Source organism: Sphingomonas sp. LaA6.9 (assembly GCF_022601895.1).
In the GTDB taxonomy this organism is placed as follows: domain Bacteria; phylum Pseudomonadota; class Alphaproteobacteria; order Sphingomonadales; family Sphingomonadaceae; genus Sphingobium_A.
On the sequence record NZ_JAKVIO010000015.1, the window covers coordinates 46,791 to 63,585 of the forward strand.

The 16,795-nt window shown below is 64.4% G+C and carries 14 protein-coding genes; 9 read left to right on the forward strand and 5 right to left on the reverse strand.

Annotated features, from left to right (window positions below; genetic code table 11):
• The first annotated feature begins 35 nt into the window (after positions 1-35).
• Positions 36-1,244, forward strand: a complete 1,209-nt coding sequence (locus MKI88_RS09790; RefSeq protein ID WP_241631163.1) for a dipeptidase — start codon at positions 36-38, stop codon at positions 1,242-1,244.
• On the opposite strand, the gene MKI88_RS09795 is transcribed toward MKI88_RS09790, so the two are convergent.
• The gene (locus MKI88_RS09795; protein WP_241631164.1) at positions 1,236-2,597 is read right to left on the reverse strand and encodes a mechanosensitive ion channel family protein; all 1,362 of its coding nucleotides are present in this window, start codon (positions 2,595-2,597) and stop codon (positions 1,236-1,238) included. The two genes, MKI88_RS09790 and MKI88_RS09795, sit on opposite strands and share 9 nt — an antisense overlap.
• Positions 2,598-2,861: 264 nt before the next feature.
• A complete protein-coding gene (locus MKI88_RS21415; RefSeq protein ID WP_281063731.1) occupies positions 2,862-4,253 on the reverse strand; it encodes a sugar transferase in 1,392 nt (463 codons plus the stop codon).
• A 372-nt stretch (positions 4,254-4,625) separates the two neighbouring features.
• Here MKI88_RS21415 and MKI88_RS09805 point away from each other — a divergent pair, with 372 nt between their 5' ends.
• Entirely contained in the window at positions 4,626-5,264 is a 639-nt protein-coding gene (locus MKI88_RS09805) for a serine acetyltransferase (protein ID WP_241631165.1), read from the forward strand.
• Here MKI88_RS09805 and MKI88_RS09810 read toward each other — a convergent pair.
• Positions 5,261-5,821, reverse strand: a complete 561-nt coding sequence (locus tag MKI88_RS09810) for a polysaccharide biosynthesis/export family protein (protein WP_241631166.1) — start codon at positions 5,819-5,821, stop codon at positions 5,261-5,263. The genes MKI88_RS09805 and MKI88_RS09810 overlap by 4 nt on opposite strands.
• 203 nt (positions 5,822-6,024) lie before the next feature.
• On the opposite strand from MKI88_RS09810, the gene MKI88_RS09815 reads away from it, so the two are divergent.
• On the forward strand, positions 6,025-7,206 hold the full coding sequence (locus tag MKI88_RS09815) for an aromatic amino acid transaminase (protein ID WP_241631167.1): 1,182 nt from the start codon (positions 6,025-6,027) through the stop codon (positions 7,204-7,206).
• A gap of 6 nt (positions 7,207-7,212) precedes the next feature.
• Here MKI88_RS09815 and MKI88_RS09820 read toward each other — a convergent pair whose 3' ends face one another.
• Together MKI88_RS09820 and MKI88_RS09825 are read right to left on the reverse strand one after the other, a co-directional pair.
• A complete protein-coding gene (locus tag MKI88_RS09820) occupies positions 7,213-7,641 on the reverse strand; it encodes a flagellar biosynthesis protein FlgB (RefSeq protein WP_241631168.1) in 429 nt (142 codons plus the stop codon).
• Between the two features lie 11 nt (positions 7,642-7,652).
• Positions 7,653-10,364 carry a hypothetical protein gene (locus MKI88_RS09825; RefSeq protein ID WP_348636252.1) on the reverse strand — a complete coding sequence of 904 codons (2,712 nt, stop codon included), beginning with the start codon at positions 10,362-10,364 and terminating at the stop codon, positions 7,653-7,655.
• A 102-nt stretch (positions 10,365-10,466) separates the two neighbouring features.
• Here MKI88_RS09825 and fliG point away from each other — a divergent pair, with 102 nt between their 5' ends.
• The 6 genes from fliG (at position 10,467) to flhA (ending at position 16,742) form a co-directional block, all read left to right on the forward strand.
• The gene (fliG, locus tag MKI88_RS09830) at positions 10,467-11,501 is read left to right on the forward strand and encodes a flagellar motor switch protein FliG (RefSeq protein WP_241631170.1); all 1,035 of its coding nucleotides are present in this window, start codon (positions 10,467-10,469) and stop codon (positions 11,499-11,501) included.
• 37 nt (positions 11,502-11,538) lie between these two features.
• Entirely contained in the window at positions 11,539-12,210 is a 672-nt protein-coding gene (locus MKI88_RS09835; RefSeq protein ID WP_241631171.1) for a FliH/SctL family protein, read from the forward strand.
• A 202-nt stretch (positions 12,211-12,412) separates the two neighbouring features.
• Positions 12,413-13,975 carry a flagellar basal-body MS-ring/collar protein FliF gene (gene fliF, locus MKI88_RS09840; protein WP_241631203.1) on the forward strand — a complete coding sequence of 521 codons (1,563 nt, stop codon included), beginning with the start codon at positions 12,413-12,415 and terminating at the stop codon, positions 13,973-13,975.
• On the forward strand, positions 13,972-14,352 hold the full coding sequence (gene fliN, locus MKI88_RS09845) for a flagellar motor switch protein FliN (RefSeq protein ID WP_241631172.1): 381 nt from the start codon (positions 13,972-13,974) through the stop codon (positions 14,350-14,352). Before fliF ends, fliN begins: the two co-directional genes overlap by 4 nt.
• 5 nt (positions 14,353-14,357) lie before the next feature.
• On the forward strand, positions 14,358-14,633 hold the full coding sequence (locus tag MKI88_RS09850) for a helix-turn-helix domain-containing protein (RefSeq protein WP_241631173.1): 276 nt from the start codon (positions 14,358-14,360) through the stop codon (positions 14,631-14,633).
• A 27-nt stretch (positions 14,634-14,660) separates the two neighbouring features.
• Positions 14,661-16,742: a flagellar biosynthesis protein FlhA gene (gene flhA / locus MKI88_RS09855; RefSeq protein ID WP_241631174.1), complete on the forward strand. Its 2,082-nt coding sequence runs from the start codon at positions 14,661-14,663 to the stop codon at positions 16,740-16,742.
• The last annotated feature ends 53 nt before the right edge of the window (positions 16,743-16,795 follow it).

Consider the following 16,795-nt stretch of genomic DNA (forward strand, 5'->3'; position numbering starts at 1 on the left):
GATCACGATTCATCGCAATTTTTCCGGAGCACTCCATGAAGCAATGCCTGACGCTCGCACTCCTGCTCGGCCTTTCCGCGCCCGCTGCGGCCCAATCGCAGGATAGCGCGGCGCCTGACGCCAAAGCACTGCATGCGCGCCTGCTGACGCTCGACACGCACCTCGATACGCCGATGCACTTTTCGCGGCCGGGCTGGGATTTCGGAAAGAAGCACAGCCTTGATGAGGATCTGGCGCAGGTCGATCTCGGGCGGATGGACGAGGGCAGCCTCGATGGTGGCTTCCTCGTGATCTATACCGAGCAGGGGCCGCTGACGGCGGAAGGCTATGCCGCAGCGCGCAGCTTCGCGCTCAAGCGCTCGGACGAGATCCTGTCGACCGTCGCGAAATATCCGGGGCGGCTGACGCTCGCCACGCGCGCTGCCGATGCGGCACGCATCGATGCCGCGGGCCAGCGCTTCGCCTATGTCAGCATGGAAAACAGCTATCCGCTGGGCGAGGATCTTTCGCTGCTTTCCGAATTCTACCGCCGTGGCGTGCGTCTTGCGGGACCTGTGCACTCGAAAAACAGCCAGTTCGCGGATTCGGCAACCGACACGCCGAAGTGGAACGGGCTCAGCCCGCTCGGCCGGCAATGGGTCGCGGAGATGAACCGGCTGGGTATCGTGATCGACGGAAGCCATTCCTCGGATGCCACGTTCGACCAGATGCTCGCGCTGTCAAAGACGCCGCTGATCCTGTCGCATTCGGGCTCGAAGACGATCTGGGACAACCCGCGCAATCTCGACGATGCGCGGATCCGCAAGCTCGCGGAGGCCGGCGGCGTGATCTGCGTGACGAGCGTCTTCCTCGCGACGATGAACTTCACGCCTGAACGCAACGCGCTGTTCGCGAAGCTCGAGCATATCGGCTCGCTCTCGCCCGCCGAGCAGGCGGCACTGACGAAGGAAACCCGCGCGCTCGATGCAAAGCAGCCGATCCAGGACACCGATTTCGAAGCGTTCATGAAGAGCGTGCTTCACATCATCAAGGTGGCGGGCGTCGATCATGTCGGCTTTGGCGCGGACTGGGACGGCGGTGGCGGCCTGCGTGGGCTCGAGGATATCGGCGCGCTTCCCAAGGTCACCGAAAGGCTGCGCGCTGCGGGCTATTCCGAGGAAGACCTCGCCAAGATGTGGAGCGGGAACGTCCTCAGGGTGATGAAGCAGGCCGAAGACTACAGCGCGCGCCAGCGATCAAACTGATCCTGCCGGGGTCTGCGCTTCGCTATTGCGTATCGTCAGGTCGCGCCGCGGGAAGGGGATTTCGATCCCCGCCTCGCGGAAGCGTCGCACGATCTCGAGGAACAACTCGGATCTGACCGCGACCCCCACATTGACGTCTGCGACGAAGCACACGAGCCTGAAATTGAGCGCGCTGTCGCCCAGCCCGTCCATGAGCACCGCGGGCACAGGTGTATCCAGTACCTTCCCGTGTTCCGTAGCGACATCGATCAGTATCGTACGCGCCCTGTTGGTGTCGCTGTCATAGGCTACGCCGACGGGCAGATTGATCCGGCCGAGATTGCCGCCATAGGTCAGGTTGGTGACGCTTCCCGTGATCAGTTCGGAATTGGGGACGATGACCTCATGCTTGTCGACCGTTTCGATGTGCGTCGATCGGACCGAGATCTTCTTCACATGCCCTGAATGGCCCGCGACCTCGATCCAGTCGCCTTCACGGATCGGCCGTTCGATCAGGAGGATGATGCCGCTGATGAAATTGGCGACGACCGATTGCAGGCCAAAGCCGATGCCGACCGAAAGTGCGCCCGCGACAAAGGCCAGGCTCGACAGGTCGAGCCCAACCGCGCTGATCGCGATCATGGCGGAAAGCACGAGGCCGAGATAGCCGATGCCCGTGACGATCGCGGTCTCCGCGCCGATATCGACTTCGAGGCGCGGCAATATGGTCACATGCACGATGCGCTGAACCCAGCGCGTGATCGCATAGCCCAGCAGGAAGACGAAACCGAAGGTGAGCGCGTCGCCGAACGAGATCCGGACATCGCCAAAGGACACGCCCTTGCGAAGCGTCAGGATCGCATCGCCAATATCGTCGGAACTGACGCCCCAGACCATCGCGACCAGCACCATAACGGCCAGCGTCAGGAAGAAGCCGAGCAGGATCGGCACGAACTGCAGCGCGCGATGCTGCCCGGCGATCGCCTGCCCGAACAGCACCGTGGAAGCCAGTCCCGCTGCGCGGAAGATGAAAAGCGCGGTGGAGGTGATCGCGATCGACGACAGCGTGGAGATCAGTATCTCCCGTGACAGCTGGATATAACCGGCAAGCGCGACAAGGGGCGCAAGCAGTGCCGCGATCTGCATCAGACGCGTGATCGGCGTCAGGAAATCGAGCTGCGAGGTTTTGGAAGTCGCCTCATCTTCGCGTCGCGCCCTGGCGCTTTTCTGAAGCTCGCCGGCCAGTTTCCAGAGCAGGTAGCTGCCCGAAGCGATCAGGCCGACCGAAAGGATCGAGATCACCGCGCTGTCCGCCGCGAGCTTCGCTTCGAAATATTCGACGAGCAGTTCGGCGGCCAGGACCAGCCCGATCATGTAGGTAAACGCCAGTGCACGTCTGCCCCATCGTTACACGTCCGCCGATGATGGACTCCGACGACGCGATCGGACAAGCAAAAAACCGAATACCCCTGATCAGTGGCGATCGCCATCCTGTCGGCGGGCACGCTGTCCTACACGCAAGGTTCCTGTCATGTTCCCCGCGCGGCGCGTCGACGTGCCGCAGGCGGGAGGCGAACCGGCATGCGCGTTTGTGAGAAGTTTGCGAAGCTAAGTGAAGCTAAGGCTGTGAATATGGCCTCAGAACGCGTTCTTGTGGACGACGACGCCAAAGGTCCGGAACAGGATTGCGATGTCGAGCCAGAGCGACCAGTCGCGGACATATTCAAGATCGGCGGCCAGGCGAATTTCGAGGTCGCGTGCATGGTGCGTCGCGCCCCTGAAGCCCCGGACCTGCGCAAGGCCCGTCAATCCGGGCATGCAGGCGTGACGCAACCAGTAGTTGCGGTCGATGTCCCAGAAGAGCTTGCTGCTCGCGGTCGAACCCAGCGCGTGCGGACGCGGCCCGACGAGGCTCATATTGCCGATGAGCACGTTGAAAAGCTGGGGCAGCTCGTCGATGCTCGTCGCGCGAATGAAACGACCGACGCGCGTGACGCGATCATCGTCGCGGCTGGCCGAGGTCGCGCCGATTGCGTCGGTCCGCTCGGCGCTCATGGAGCGGAATTTGTACATCCGGAACAGCCTGTTGCCATGGCCGAGCCGCTGCTGAACGAACAGCACCGCGCCGGGGCTTTCGAGCTTGATCGCGATCGCGACCAGAATGAGCAGCGGCATGAGGAACGCGAGTGCCGGGATCACGATCGCGAGATCGAGCAGCCTTTTCAGCGTCAGGTCGAACATGCTCAGCGGGCGGATAGTGCTCGGGTCGACCGTTGTGCACGGGTCGCCGCGGAGCATCGCGTCGATGTCGGTGCGGACCTCGCAATCCACCGCGGCGCCTTTCAGTATCAATGTCCAGTCGCGCTCGCGCTCGGGCGGGCAGGCGACCGTCACCTTGTCCACCGTGCGCAACAGGTTGCCGAGACGGTCGAGCATGATCGGATCGGACATGTCGGGCCGGATGCCGGCATCCTCGGCGCTCAGCGTGGCGCGGCCCGGCGTTGGAATGTGCGGCACGCCATCGACGATCATCAGTTCGTTCACAGGATTGTCGTCGAGCACGCGCCGCGCGATGTTGTCGGAGACTGCGCGCGCGACCGAGATCAGCAAGGCGCCGCTGCCGATTGCGGTCGCGATGAAGGCCGGATGGTGTTCTCGCAACAGCCCAAGGCTCTGGAGGATGAACAGCACGAGCACGCACGCGGCCATCAGCGACATGATCGCGCGCATCGTTCCGCGCACGGGGTCGGTCAGCGCGTCAAGCACATAGGCGCGGTTGTTGAGTGCGATGCCCGCAAATACGGGAACCACCAGTCCGGCGAGCTTCAGCCCCGGCGATGCGAACGGATTGTCGAGGAACAGGATGTTGGCGGCGAGAAAGGCGAGCAGGACTGCACCGGCATCCAGGATCAGCATCGAGGCGTACATGCCAAGCCGGCGCGATCGTTTCGTCAGTGTAAACGGAGGCGTAGCGTGCACTGCCGCCGTGGCAAATGGCTTGCCTTGAACCGAACCGACTGGGGCGTTCATTACAGCTCCTAACGCTTTACTCACCCGTAAAGGCAGTTGTGGCCGGTCCTCTCCCAGACCCGACCAAGACATGCCTATTTATGCTGCAATGCAATAACGATGCGACGCACGGCATCTTTTTTGAGAGGAGTTGAACCAACTCATTTTCAACCCGCCCCTTTTTAGTCTTGCCCGCCCATTCCCGCCATTTGTGCAGCCCGTGCAGAACCCGACCTGTCTGCAAGGGTTCCGGATACAAGAGACGGGATGTGCATGGAGCGCGATCAGACACTTCGCAGCGGCCAGGAGAGGCGCAAATGGTGACGGAACCGTTCGCTTGTGCGTGCATTTCCTGTCGCGCTGCAGCATCATGCCGCAACCAGGGAGATACGCTTGACGAGTCATACTGCCGACACAGCGCGGCCACGCCGTTTCAGACAGGTCCGCGCGCTGATCGCGTCCGATCTCTATCGCTATGCCGGCGCAATCGGGACCAGGCCTTTTCTGCGTCATTTCCTGTTCACGCCGGGCTTCAAATATTCGACGGTGATGCGGATGTGCGGCTATCTGAAGCAGCGCAAGGCGCTGAAATGGACGCTCTACCCGCCCTTCAAATTCCTGCTGCTGCACTATCGCTACAAATACGGGATCGCGATCCCCGAATATACGCGGATCGGTCCGGGCTTTTTCATCAACCGCTTCGGCAACATCATGGTCAATGGCGATGCGGTCATCGGCGCCAATTGCAACATCACGCATGGTGCGATGCTCGGCCAGATGAACCGCGGACCAAAGGCGGGTTCGCCGATCCTGGGCGATGACGTCTTCCTAGCTGCGGGATGCAAGGTGATCGGTCGCATCCATCTGGGCGACCGCGCGGCGGTGGGCGCCAATGCAGTCGTCACCAAAGACGTGCCCGAAGACGGCGTCGTTGGCGGGATTCCCGCGAAGCTGCTGTCGACCAACGGTTCGGAGGGCTACATCAACCGGCGGGTGAACCCCGATATCAGCAAGGGATTTCGTCCCGCCTAGAAGTAGCGCTCGGCGATGCGGATCGTGTCGCCGGGCATCAGGAACACCTGCCCCTTCAGCGCCAGTTCGCGTTCAACATTCTCGCCCGCGCGTTTCAGGAAGACCTTCTTCTGCTGTGCGCGATAGCTGAAGCCTTCCGCCTTGGCGACTGCGGCAAGCGCGGTCATGCCGGGGACATAGGCATATTCGCCGGGCTTGTTGACCTCGCCCATCACATAGACGGGCCTGTAGCTCTTCACCTCCACGGTCACGCGCGGGTTGAGCAGGAAGCCGTCCGCAAGCCGGTTCTGGATCGCGCTCTGGAGCTGTTGCGCGGTCTTGCCCATGGCGGGGATCGCACCAATCAGCGGAAAGGGCAGATTGCCGTCCGCGTCGATCGTGAAATCGCCGGTGAGCGTGGGTTCGCCAAAGGTGGTGATCTTCAGCGCCTCGCCCGCGCCCAGCGCATAGGCGGGCGCTGCGGCGGTCGGGGGAGGGGCGGGTTGCTGTGCCGAACAGGCGGCGAAGGGAATGGCGATTGCGGCCCAATGGCCCAGGACGACACGACGCAACGACATCAAACGCTCCTCATACGCGGGTGGAGCGCGCGGTACAGATGCGGCGCCTCCGGGGACGGATAATGCAGCGATGGCAATCGGGTTCCGTCTCCAAAGCTCGCGACGACGCCACCACGATCGCATTGGCCCTTGCGCCCGACCGCCCACATGCGGCATCGCCTCGCGCGACTTGCCACCCGCCACCTTCAGGAAGGCCATATCCGATGTTCGACCAGTTGAAGCCGCAGCCGGCGGATGCCCTGTTGTCGCTGATCAAACTCTACAACGCCGATCCGCGCGACACCAAGATCGACCTCGGCGTGGGCGTCTATCGTGACGAGACGGGGGGTACGCCGGTGTTCGCCGCAGTGAAGGCGGCGGAGCGCAGGCTGATCGCGGAACAGGACAGCAAGGCCTATCTGGGACCGGAGGGCGACATCGGCTTCGTTGCCGCCGTCCGCGAGCTGGCGCTGGATGGCGCGGTCGCGCCCGATCGCGTGGTCGGCCTCCAGACGCCGGGCGGCACCGGCGCGCTGCGCCTCGCGATCGAACTCGTCGTGCGCAATCTGCCCGACACGACCTTCTGGGTCGGGACGCCAACCTGGCCCGTCCATATGTCGATCCTGACCGGCCTTGGCGCGAAGGTCAGGACCTATGAGCATTTCGACATCAGGCGGCAGGCGCTCAATGCCGATGCGCTGCTTGCCGCCGCGCGCGAGGCGGGCAGGGGCGATATCTTCCTGCTCCATGGCTGCTGCCACAATCCGACGGGCGCCGATCTCGCGATCGAGCACTGGCGCGAGGTCGCGCAGATCCTCTCCGGCAACGGCGCGGTCCCGCTGATCGATCTTGCCTATCACGGGCTGGGCGAGGGACTTGATGCGGACGCAGCCGGTGCGCGCCACCTGCTCGCCGCGTTTCCCGAAGCGCTGCTTGCCTATAGCTGCGACAAGAATTTCGGCGTCTACCGCGAGCGTACGGGGGCGGTCTTCGCGATCGCCGCCGACGCGGCTGCGGCCGAGGTGGCGGGGTCGAACCTCGCGACGATCGGGCGCAACAACTGGTCGATGCCGCCCGATCACGGCGCGGCGGTGGCGCGAATCATCCTGACTGATGCCGGCCTGCGTTCACAATGGCATGGCGAGCTTCAGGGTATGCAGGCACGCCTGTCGCAGATCCGCCAGCAGCTCGCTGCGTGCGGCACGACCGGTGACGTCGACCTGTCGCACATCGCCGGGCAGCGCGGCATGTTCGCGACGTTGCCGCTGTCGGGCGCCGCGATCGTGGCGCTGCGCGAACGCCACGGCGTCTACATGGCGGGTTCGGGCCGGATCAACATCGCCGGGCTCGCAGAGCGCGATTGCGACCGTTTTGTCGCCGCGCTCGCCGATGTGGCCGGGCTCTGACGCTTACTACACGCCCCGACCGATCGCTGCCTTGAGCAGTCCCATCTGCTTACGGTAGAGATTGGTCATCGCGGCGAAATCGGCCTGGACCTGGCCCATTTTGAGCAACTGGTCCTCGATGGTGACATTGTTGCCATCGGGCTTGGTCTCGCTGGTGTCGGTGTCGGATATGATGCCCGTTCCGGTCTGGATCGGTGTCGCGCCGAGGGCGGCCATTCCGCCGGTGATCTGGATGCGGGGACGGCCGACGCGCGGCTTGCCGTTCAGCGCCCCCTGAGCGGCGAGCAGAGCCGAAAAATCGGGTGCCTCGACCTCCTTGGCCTTGAACTTCGGCGTTTCGCTGTTGGCGATATTCTCTGCGATCACGCGCTGACGCTGCGCGAGATGCTTCATCTGCTGGTGGATGCCCGTCATCAGCGGAGAGGTGCTGGTCATCTTGCGTTTCCTTATGCCGCGCTGCCGCCGAGGCGATCGAGGGCGGCCTGATAATTTGCGAGTTGCGCCTGTTGATAGGGCGAACCCGCGCCCGTCACGGTGCCGTTGACGAGGGCCGCCTTGGTGTCATCCCAATAGAGCGAGCGGTAGGCGGTCTGCGTCATCGAGAGCGCGGCCTTGATCGTGTTGAGCGCAGCCGCCGCATCGGTCGCGCTGTTCAGGTTGAGCGCGCTCGACAATCCGAGCCCGTAGTTTCCGCCGGGCTTCACCTTGGGATCATCGGGCTGCGGCGTCGGCGAGGCGAACAGCTTGGCGGGAGTAAGGCCCAGCTTGCCAAGCGCGTCCTTGCCCTCTGCGCCTGCCATGAGCTCGATCGGATAGCCCTGCTTGGCCGTGATCTGCAACGTCACCTGGCCGTTCAGCTTGGGCGTTGTGACCGTGGCGTTCTTGCCCGCAATCTTGCGGATCTTCTCAGCCAGTGAGGCGAGCGTTTCGTCCGCCGCGATCGTGATCTTCTTTTCCTTGCCCTCGCCCAGCCTGATGCTGAATTCGTCGCCTGCGCGCAGCGTCGTCTGCGCGGTCAGGCTGATCGAATTGCCCGCGTTGATCTGGCCACGGTGCAGGCCGAGCGCGCCGAGCGCGGTGCTGCCGCCACTGGCGGCGGCGATCCGCACGGGCTCGGCGCGGTGCGAGGCGCGCCCGAACTGGTTGATGTCCTCGACCGCGCCCGTTGCCGTATCGATCCTGCCGATAAAGGCGTCCACGGCTCCGGTCCGCGCACCGTCGAGCGCGCCGGTCGTCCTGCCGCCAACATAGAGGTCGCCGTTCATGAAGGCGACGCTGTCGATCTGGTCGTCGTCGGCCGAGCCGACATATGTCGTGCTCATGCCCGAAAGCGCACTGTCGATACGCGTCACGAAGCCGTCGCGGCCGCCGCTGATGCCATTGACCTGTGTGCCACCAAGCGCGGCAGTGGTCGACCCGACCACCGCGATTTCGCCCGTGGCCGATACCGCGATCGCGCGTGCATCGGCAGCGCCGAGGTTCAGCTGGCCGAGATCGGTGGCGAGTGCGCTGCTGTCGAGCCGGTGCAGCGTGGCGTTGCCATTTTCCTTGGTGAGCGCGAGCAGCTCACCCGAGCTGTCGATGGCGAGCGCCGTTACGGTGTCACTGCCGCCGCTGTCGATCGTGCGGCGTTCCTGCAACTTGCCCGTGGCGTCGAGCCGCGCGACAAAGGCGTCGCCGCCGCCCGCGGCGGACTTTCCGCCGACATAGATCGCGCCGTCATTGCCAACTGTGACCGCGCTTGCGGTATCGTTGCCGAGGCTGCGCACGGTGGTCGCAAACATCTCGTCGCCATCGGCGTCGAAGCGGGCGACGAGCATGTCGCTGTCGCTGCCCAGACTGCCGTTGAATGGCCCCTTGACCGTGCCCGCGACGACCACCTCGCCATTGGGGGTGATGCTGACCGCGGCGCCCTCGGCTTCACCTGCCACGCCCAGCGTACGCTGCCAGACGACCTTGCCTTCGCTGTCCACCTTGGTGAGGAACAGATCATTGCCGCCATCGGAGAGGTTGGCGCCCAGATCGCCCGCGGTGGTGCCGACGATATAGCAGAACCCCTGCGCATCGGTGGCGATGGCGCGCGCGTTGGTCGCAGCGAATACGGTGGGGTCGACGGGCTTGGCATCCTTGGCCACGGGCCTGGTGCTGGCGCTCTGCGTAGCCTGCTGGGTCGCCGTCCGGTCGATTGCGTTGATCGTGCCGAGCGTGACGCGTGTGCCGCCGCCGGCGGGATCGTCGATGCGGAACATCTGTGCGGATGCCGGTGCATCCATCCCGGTCAGACCGCTCACGACCATCAGCGCGTCCTTCGCGCCAACCTGATCCATCGAAAGGGTTTCGGTGCCCGGCGTATTGACGACGAAGCCCCAGCTGTCGCCGTTCTTCTCGACGGTCACGCGCGACTGCCACCGAGGAACGGGATTCCCGCCAGCGTCTGTCACTGGAACGCCATTGGCGTCGCGCATCGGCACCGAGGTAATCGCGGCATTGATCGCAGCGGCGACGGAATCGAGCGTTGGCGGCTGCGTCGTTGTCGAGAGGTCGACGGTCACGCTGTCGGCGACACCGCCAGCGCGTGCGAGGCTGATCTTGAAGACCTCATTGCCGACGAGACCCGGTATCGGAGCGGCGCGCGTTTCGACCACGCCCTCGCCAAGAGTCTTGCCCGTGGAGGGCGGGGTGATGCCGACGGTCTTCACGCTCCTCGAAGGTTGCGTGAAGGCGAGGTTGAGCTTGTCGGTGTCGGCCTGGCCCAGAAACGCCTGAAGGTCGGCCATCCCCTTTGCGAAGGTCTGCTGAAGCGACTTGCGCTCAGCCGCCGAGGTTCCGGTCTTGGCGGCGCTTTCGGCGAGCAGCCGGAGCCGGTCGAGCGCCTTGTAGGCAGTGAAGGCGGTTTGCACGTCGGGCAGGGAATCGAGCGAACGGCTCCATCCGGCGTCGACAATCGAGCGCATCTTCTTGATCGCCGCGATCTGCGAGGAGACGGGCAGGCTTGATCCGGCCTCCTTCCAGGGAGGCGTCGTCTCAGGCGTCGTGAAAGCCTTTTTTGCAAGGATCACCGCTGCGCTGTCGATATTGGCGCCCGAGAAAAGGCCGAGATAGCTGCTGCTGCCCGACAGCATGGTGAGCCCGATCAGCCCGCTCGATAAATTTGTCACCAAACTCGCCTCCACACGCCGGTCCACCCGGTCTTCTCCTATAAGATAGAGGAAGCGCGGCCCCGACGGGCCCGAATGCGCGAATATTTTGGGGAATAGTGCATGAGCGTAATGACGCCGGTCGGCGAACCGCCGGAGTTGAAAAAATACTCGGGCGTCCAGCGTGCCGCAGCGCTGATGCTGGCGCTGGGTCGCGATCATGGCGGCCCGATCTGGGAGCAGCTGTCGACCGACGAGATCAAGGAGCTGTCCTCCTGCATCGCCGGGCTGGGCCGCATCCCCTCGGCCGTCGTCGAGCATCTGCTCGTCCAGTTCTCGGGCGAGGTCTCCAGCATGTCTTCGCTCCACGGATCGTTCGAGACGACCGAGCGGCTCCTCGAAGGCATCCTTCCAGCCGATCGCGTCAAGGAAATCATGGAGGACATTCGTGGTCCATCCGGTCGCACGATGTGGGACAAGCTTTCCAATGTCAGCGAAACCGTGCTCGCCGGCTATCTGAAGAACGAGTATCCGCAGACGGTCGCGGTGATCCTGCACAAGCTCCGCTCCGACCACGCCGCGCGCGTGCTCGCGGAGCTGCCGGAGGAACTGGCGACCGATGTTGTGATGCGCATGCTCCGCATGGACACGGTGCAGAAGGACGTGATCCTGCAGGTCGAGCAGACGCTGAAGAGCGAGTTCATGACCAATCTCTCGCGCGCGCAGCGTCGCGATCCGCACGAGGCGATGGCCGAGGTGTTCAACGCACTCGATCGCTCGACCGAAGAGGCGATGCTGACTGCGCTCGACGATCGCGCGCCCGAGTCCGCAGAAAAGATCCGCGCACTGATGTTCACCTTCGAGGATCTCGCAAACCTGTTGCCCGCCGCGATCCAGACGATCGTCCGCAACTGCAACAAGCGCGAGCTGGCGCTGGCGCTGAAGGGCGCGCCCGAGGAGATGAAGCAGATGTTCTTCGCGGGCATGACCGAACGCGCGGCCAAGCTGATGCGCGACGACATGGCCGCGATGGGGCCGGTGCGCGCGCGCGAATGCGAGGAAGCCCAGACCAATCTTGTACGCCTGGCAAAGTCGCTCGGCGATCGCGGCGAGATCATGCTCGTCGATCCCAAGAGCGACGACGCGATGATCTACTGACGGCGCGCCTGCGCGTGCCCTTGATATTGAAAGGTCGATGATGGAGGCCGCCATCCACGTAAAGCCATTCGGGTTCGATCGCGTCTTCCGCTTCGCCACGAGCGACACAGGCGCCGCGCACAATACCGAGCTGCTCAAGCAGATCGCGGCATTGCAGGCCGAGATCGATCGGCAGGCCGCGGCGCACGAAGCCGCGCTTTCAAGAGCGCGGGTCGACGGGTTCGAAGCCGGGCTCGTCCAGGCGCGGAGCGAACGCGCGACGGCATTGCTTGCCGCCGCCGACGCGCTTCACGCGTCGCTCGACGAGATCGACGCGCGCCTGTCCGAGACGGCGGACTCGATGGTACGCGATGCGGCGGAGGTCGCGATCGCTGCGGCGGACGTGCTGGCGGGTCATGCGGTGGCGAAGGCCCCGGGCCGCGCCATCGATGAGGCGTTGGGCCGCGTGCTCGAACAGATCGGCCGCGGAACCCGCCTGAACGTCCGGGTCAACCCGGCGCTGGCGGAGGAGGTGGAGCGGCTTGTGGCGGCGCGTGCCGGGCAGGAGCGCAGGACGCTTTCCATCGCCGTGATCACCGATGACGCGCTGGCGCCTGGTGACGCCGTGATCTTCTGGGACGAAGGCGGACTGGCGATCGACGGTGCCGCCCGCCGTGCGGCAGTGATGGCCGAACTCGGCGCGCTCGTCACCGATCCGCGCGGCGCATAAAAACTTTCGACCCGGCAAGAGTTGCCTAGCCCGATCATCCTATAATGAGAGAGGCAAGGGCAGGGGGCCTTTGTTGCTAGATAGTTGAGACCCTGATCCGTGTTTCAGGCCGTTCGGTCTGAGGCGATCAAGGTCCTGGTACACGAGGCTTGCCTTGAACGGATTGCGGAATTTGATCACGCAGCTCGGGCCGCGTCGGCTGATGATCATGGGCGGCGTCGCGCTGGCCCTGCTCGTCGGAATCGGTGCGCTCGCGCTCAGAAGCCCGTCTTCGGAGATGGGATTTCTCTACACCGAACTCGATCCTGCGCAGGCGCAGTCGATCACCGAAAAGCTCAGCGCGCAGGGGGTGCCATTCCAGCTGTCGAGCGATGGCACGTCGGTCATGGCGCCGGTCGAGAAGCTCGCCGAGCTGCGCATGGCAATGGCCTCCGAGCGACTGGGCGGCAAGATCGGCTATGAGGTGCTCGATGCCGAGGAGCCCTTCGGCGTTTCATCCTCGCGCGCCAAGATGAACGAGACGCGCGCGGTCGAGGGCGAATTGTCGCGTTCGATCGAGAGCCTCGAGCGCGTCAGCAAGGCCCGCGTCCATATCGTGATGCCCGAGCGCGCAATGTTCGCGGCCGAGCCGCGCAAGGCTACCGCGGCGGTGACCGTAAAGACCAATGGCCGGCTGACCGGCGAGACCGTTCAGGCGATCCGTTATCTGGTGTCGTCGTCGGTGCCCGAACTCGCGCCCGAAGCCGTGTCGATCGTCGATCAGTCGGGTGCGCTGCTGGCGCGTGCGGGCGAAGGCGGTGGTGCCGGCGCGTCCGATATCGAGGAGCGCCAGACTGCGGTCGAGGCGCGGTTGCGCTCGCAGATCGAGGCCATGGTTGAACCGATCGTTGGCGCGGGCAAGGTGCGCGCCGAGGTGTCGGCGGTACTCGACCGTGACCAGACCCGGGAGGAGGCCGAAGTCTTCGATCCCGATACCCAGGTGATCGCGCATCAGGTGACCGTCGAATCAAGCGACCAGAGCGACGAGAACGCAGCCGGCGCGGACGGCGTCACCGTTGGCGCGCAGCTCCCCGAGAATGAGGGCGCGATCAACGGGACAGGCGGAGATTCACGCCGGTCCGCACGCAACGAGTCCTCCGAAGACATTACCTTCCAGAACAGCAGCAAGAAGACGGTCAGCGTACAGACGCCCGGCAAGATCAACCGCCTGACCGTGGCGGTGATGGTCGACGGCGGCGCCAAGGGGCTGCCCCAGCCGCAGATCCAGCGGCTGACCCGCCTGGTCGAGAATGCGGTGGGCTTTGACGCCGAGCGCGGCGACAGCGTGGTGGTCGAGAGCATGGCCTTCGCCACGCCCGAGGACGCCGGCGCATCGGAAACGGTGCTTCCCTTCGGGCTCACCAGCGATCGTCTTTTCGATCTGCTCAAGCTCGTCGTGCTCGCCGGTGTCGTGCTGCTCGCGGTCAGGATGCTGCGTCCCAGGCCGGTTGAAGCTGCGCCGGTAATTCAGGGCGGCGAGCTGATCGCCGCGTCAGAAGATCCCGAAATGCTGACACTGGCACAGCGTGCTGCCGATGGCGACCCCGAGGCGATGGAGAAGCTGGAGGCGATGCGCGAAGGCGACACCCCGTTGCTCGACCAGGAGATCGCGCTCGCTCAGGTCGACGGACGCATCAAGCTCTCCGCGCTCCGCCGTATCGGTGACGCGATCGCCGCCAGCCCCGCCGAGTCCGCCTCGGTGATCCGCCAATGGATGAACGCATGAAAGAAGAGACCATGACCCACGATGCAGAACCGCGTCAGCTTGCTCCCACGCATTTCGCGTCCGAAGATGTCGAGGCCGAGAGCGCACATGAAACCCCGGGCTGGGCGCCGCAGCGCGCGTCGGCACCGCCGACCGCCGACGATCTTCAGGCCGTGTTCGATGTGCCGGTAAAGGTCCAGGCCGTGCTCGGGCGATCGCGCATGGACATTGGCGAACTGCTGAAGCTCAAGCCTGGCCATGTCGTCGAACTCGATCGCCGCGTCGGCGAGCCGGTCGACATATTCGTCAACAACCGGCTGATCGCCCGCGGAGAGGTCGTGCTGATCGACAGCGCGCTGGGCGTCACGCTCACCGAAATCGTCCGGCAGGATCGATGATGGACATGTCCTCTCACGAAGCGATGTCGATCAATGTGCCCGCGGTCCTCGCGCGGCTGCGTGGCGAGTATATGCCGGCGCCCGAGCTCGCGGAGCTGATCGAGGGGCTCGTCGGCCGGACTGTGGCCGATGTCGAGCGCGCGCTGATCCTGCAAACGCTCGCGCATTGCCGTGGCAACCGGACCACGGCGTCGGTGATGCTCGGCATTTCGGTGCGCACCATGCGCAACAAGCTCAGAAGCTTCATCGAGGACGGCATCACCGTCTCGCCCGCACTTTAGTGCCACGGACCGCATCCGGAGCAATCCATGCCAACCCAGCTTGACCAGTTACTGAAGAAGCTCGGCCCTGGCCGCGATCTCGCGCTCGCAATGAGCGTCGTCGCGATCATCGCGATGCTGATCCTGCCGATGCCCGGCTGGTTGCTCGACCTTGGGCTCGCGTTGTCGATCACCGCCTCGGTGCTGATCCTCATGACCGCGCTGTTCATCGACAAGCCGCTGCAATTGTCGAGTTTCCCGACGATCCTGCTGATCGTCACGATGTTGCGGCTGGGTCTCAATCTGGCATCGACGCGGCTCATTCTGGGGCACGGACATGAAGGTGCTCATGCTGCGGGTGGTGTCATCGCGGCGTTCGGCGAGTTCCTGATCGGCGGCGAGACCGTCATCGGCCTCACCGTGTTCATGATCCTGATCGTCATCAACTTCGTCGTCATCACCAAGGGCGCGGGGCGCATCGCCGAGGTCGGCGCGCGCTTCAGCCTCGACGCGATGCCGGGCAAGCAGATGGCGATCGACGCCGACCTTTCGGCGGGCATGATCACCGAAGCGGACGCCCGCGCGCGCCGCGCCGAGATCGAGGCCGAAAGCGGCTTCTACGGCGCGATGGACGGTGCCTCCAAGTTCGTGAAGGGCGATGCTGTCGCCGCGCTGCTGATTACCGCGATCAACATCGTTGTCGGGCTGATCGTCGGGGTCGTCATTCACGGCGTGCCCTTTGGCGATGCCTTCCACACCTACACGATGTTGACCGTGGGCGAGGGGCTGGTGAGCCAGATCCCCGCGCTGATCGTCTCGACTGCCGCGGGTCTGCTCGTTTCCAAGGGCGGTGTCGCGGGCAAGACCGGGGCGGCGCTGGGCGAACAGCTCGGCCGCTATCCCAAGGCTTTCGGCATGGTCGCGTTCCTGATGATCGCGCTGGCGCTCGTGCCGGGCCTGCCGTTCCTGCCTTTTGCGATCCTTGGCGGCGCATGTGGCTGGGTCGCCTGGAAGATGTCGCAAAAGGCCGAAGTCGAAGCCGCCAAGGCGCGCATCGAGGAAGCGATTGCGCAACAGCAGGCAGCACCGTCCGAGGAGCCGATTGCACGCACGCTTGCGATCGACGCGGTGCGCATCGAGCTCGGCTATGCGTTGCTTCCGTTGATCAACGATTCCAGTTCGGATCCGCGGCTCGACGATCAGGTGCGCGCGCTGCGCCGCCAGATGGCGATCGACTTCGGCTTCGTCCTGCCCGCGGTGCGCATCCTCGACAACATGGCGCTGAAGGCCAACGAGTATATCGTCTATGTGAAGGAAACCGAGACCGCGCGCGGCGAAATCCGCCTCGACAAGCTGCTGGTCATCAATCCCGGCGGAGGCAATGCGGGCATTGCCGGGGAGGAAACGCGCGAACCGGTGTTCAACCTGCCGGCGCTGTGGATCGACCGCGATCTGCGCGAGGAAGCGGGGTTCCGTGGGCTGACGGTGGTCGATTGCGGCACCGTCATCACGACGCACCTGACCGAGATCGTGAAGGACAATATCGCCGATCTGCTGTCGTACAGCGAAACGCAGAAGCTGCTGACCGATGTCCACAAGGAATCGGAAAAACTCGTGGCCGATATCATCCCTTCAAAGATCTCGATCTCCGGCGTGCAGCGCATCCTTCAGAACCTGCTCTCGGAGGGCGTCTCGATCCGCGATGTGCCGACGATCCTCGAAGGTATCGCCGAGGCGTCTGCATTCACCCAGAATCTGACGCAGATGACCGAGCACGTCCGCAGCCGACTGGCGCGCCAGATTTCAGCGCAACAGGTGCATGATGGCACGATCCCGATCGTCACCCTGGCAGCGCGCTGGGACAGTGAATTCGCCGAGGCCATCGTCGGGCAGGGCGATGACCGGCATCTCGCAATGGCGCCCTCTACGCTCCAAAGCTTCATCGCCTCGGTGCGCGAGACCTATGACAAGTTCGCGTCCGATGGGGAGATTCCCTGCATGCTGACCAGCCCCGCGATCCGGCCCTTTGTCCGCTCGATCATCGAACGGGTGCGTCCGGCGACCGTTGTGCTCTCGCAGAACGAGATTCACGCGCGCGCGCGCATCCGTACGCTGGGGTCAATCGGCTGACATCGCCACCGCACTGAATTTCCGTCCTATAATGCATCGAGAGCGGCGCGCGG

Coding starts and splice junctions, on each gene's coding strand:
- MKI88_RS09815 (WP_241631167.1), top strand. CDS start 6,025: ATGTTCGACCAGTTGAAGCCGCAGCCGGCGGATGCCCTGTTGTCGCTG.
- MKI88_RS09795 (WP_241631164.1), bottom strand. CDS start 2,597: ATGATCGGGCTGGTCCTGGCCGCCGAACTGCTCGTCGAATATTTCGAA.
- fliG (WP_241631170.1), top strand. CDS start 10,467: ATGAGCGTAATGACGCCGGTCGGCGAACCGCCGGAGTTGAAAAAATAC.
- fliN (WP_241631172.1), top strand. CDS start 13,972: ATGAAAGAAGAGACCATGACCCACGATGCAGAACCGCGTCAGCTTGCT.
- MKI88_RS09850 (WP_241631173.1), top strand. CDS start 14,358: ATGTCCTCTCACGAAGCGATGTCGATCAATGTGCCCGCGGTCCTCGCG.
- MKI88_RS21415 (WP_281063731.1), bottom strand. CDS start 4,253: ATGAACGCCCCAGTCGGTTCGGTTCAAGGCAAGCCATTTGCCACGGCG.
- MKI88_RS09810 (WP_241631166.1), bottom strand. CDS start 5,821: ATGTCGTTGCGTCGTGTCGTCCTGGGCCATTGGGCCGCAATCGCCATT.
- flhA (WP_241631174.1), top strand. CDS start 14,661: ATGCCAACCCAGCTTGACCAGTTACTGAAGAAGCTCGGCCCTGGCCGC.
- MKI88_RS09820 (WP_241631168.1), bottom strand. CDS start 7,641: ATGACCAGCACCTCTCCGCTGATGACGGGCATCCACCAGCAGATGAAG.
- fliF (WP_241631203.1), top strand. CDS start 12,413: ATGATCATGGGCGGCGTCGCGCTGGCCCTGCTCGTCGGAATCGGTGCG.
- MKI88_RS09790 (WP_241631163.1), top strand. CDS start 36: ATGAAGCAATGCCTGACGCTCGCACTCCTGCTCGGCCTTTCCGCGCCC.
- MKI88_RS09835 (WP_241631171.1), top strand. CDS start 11,539: ATGATGGAGGCCGCCATCCACGTAAAGCCATTCGGGTTCGATCGCGTC.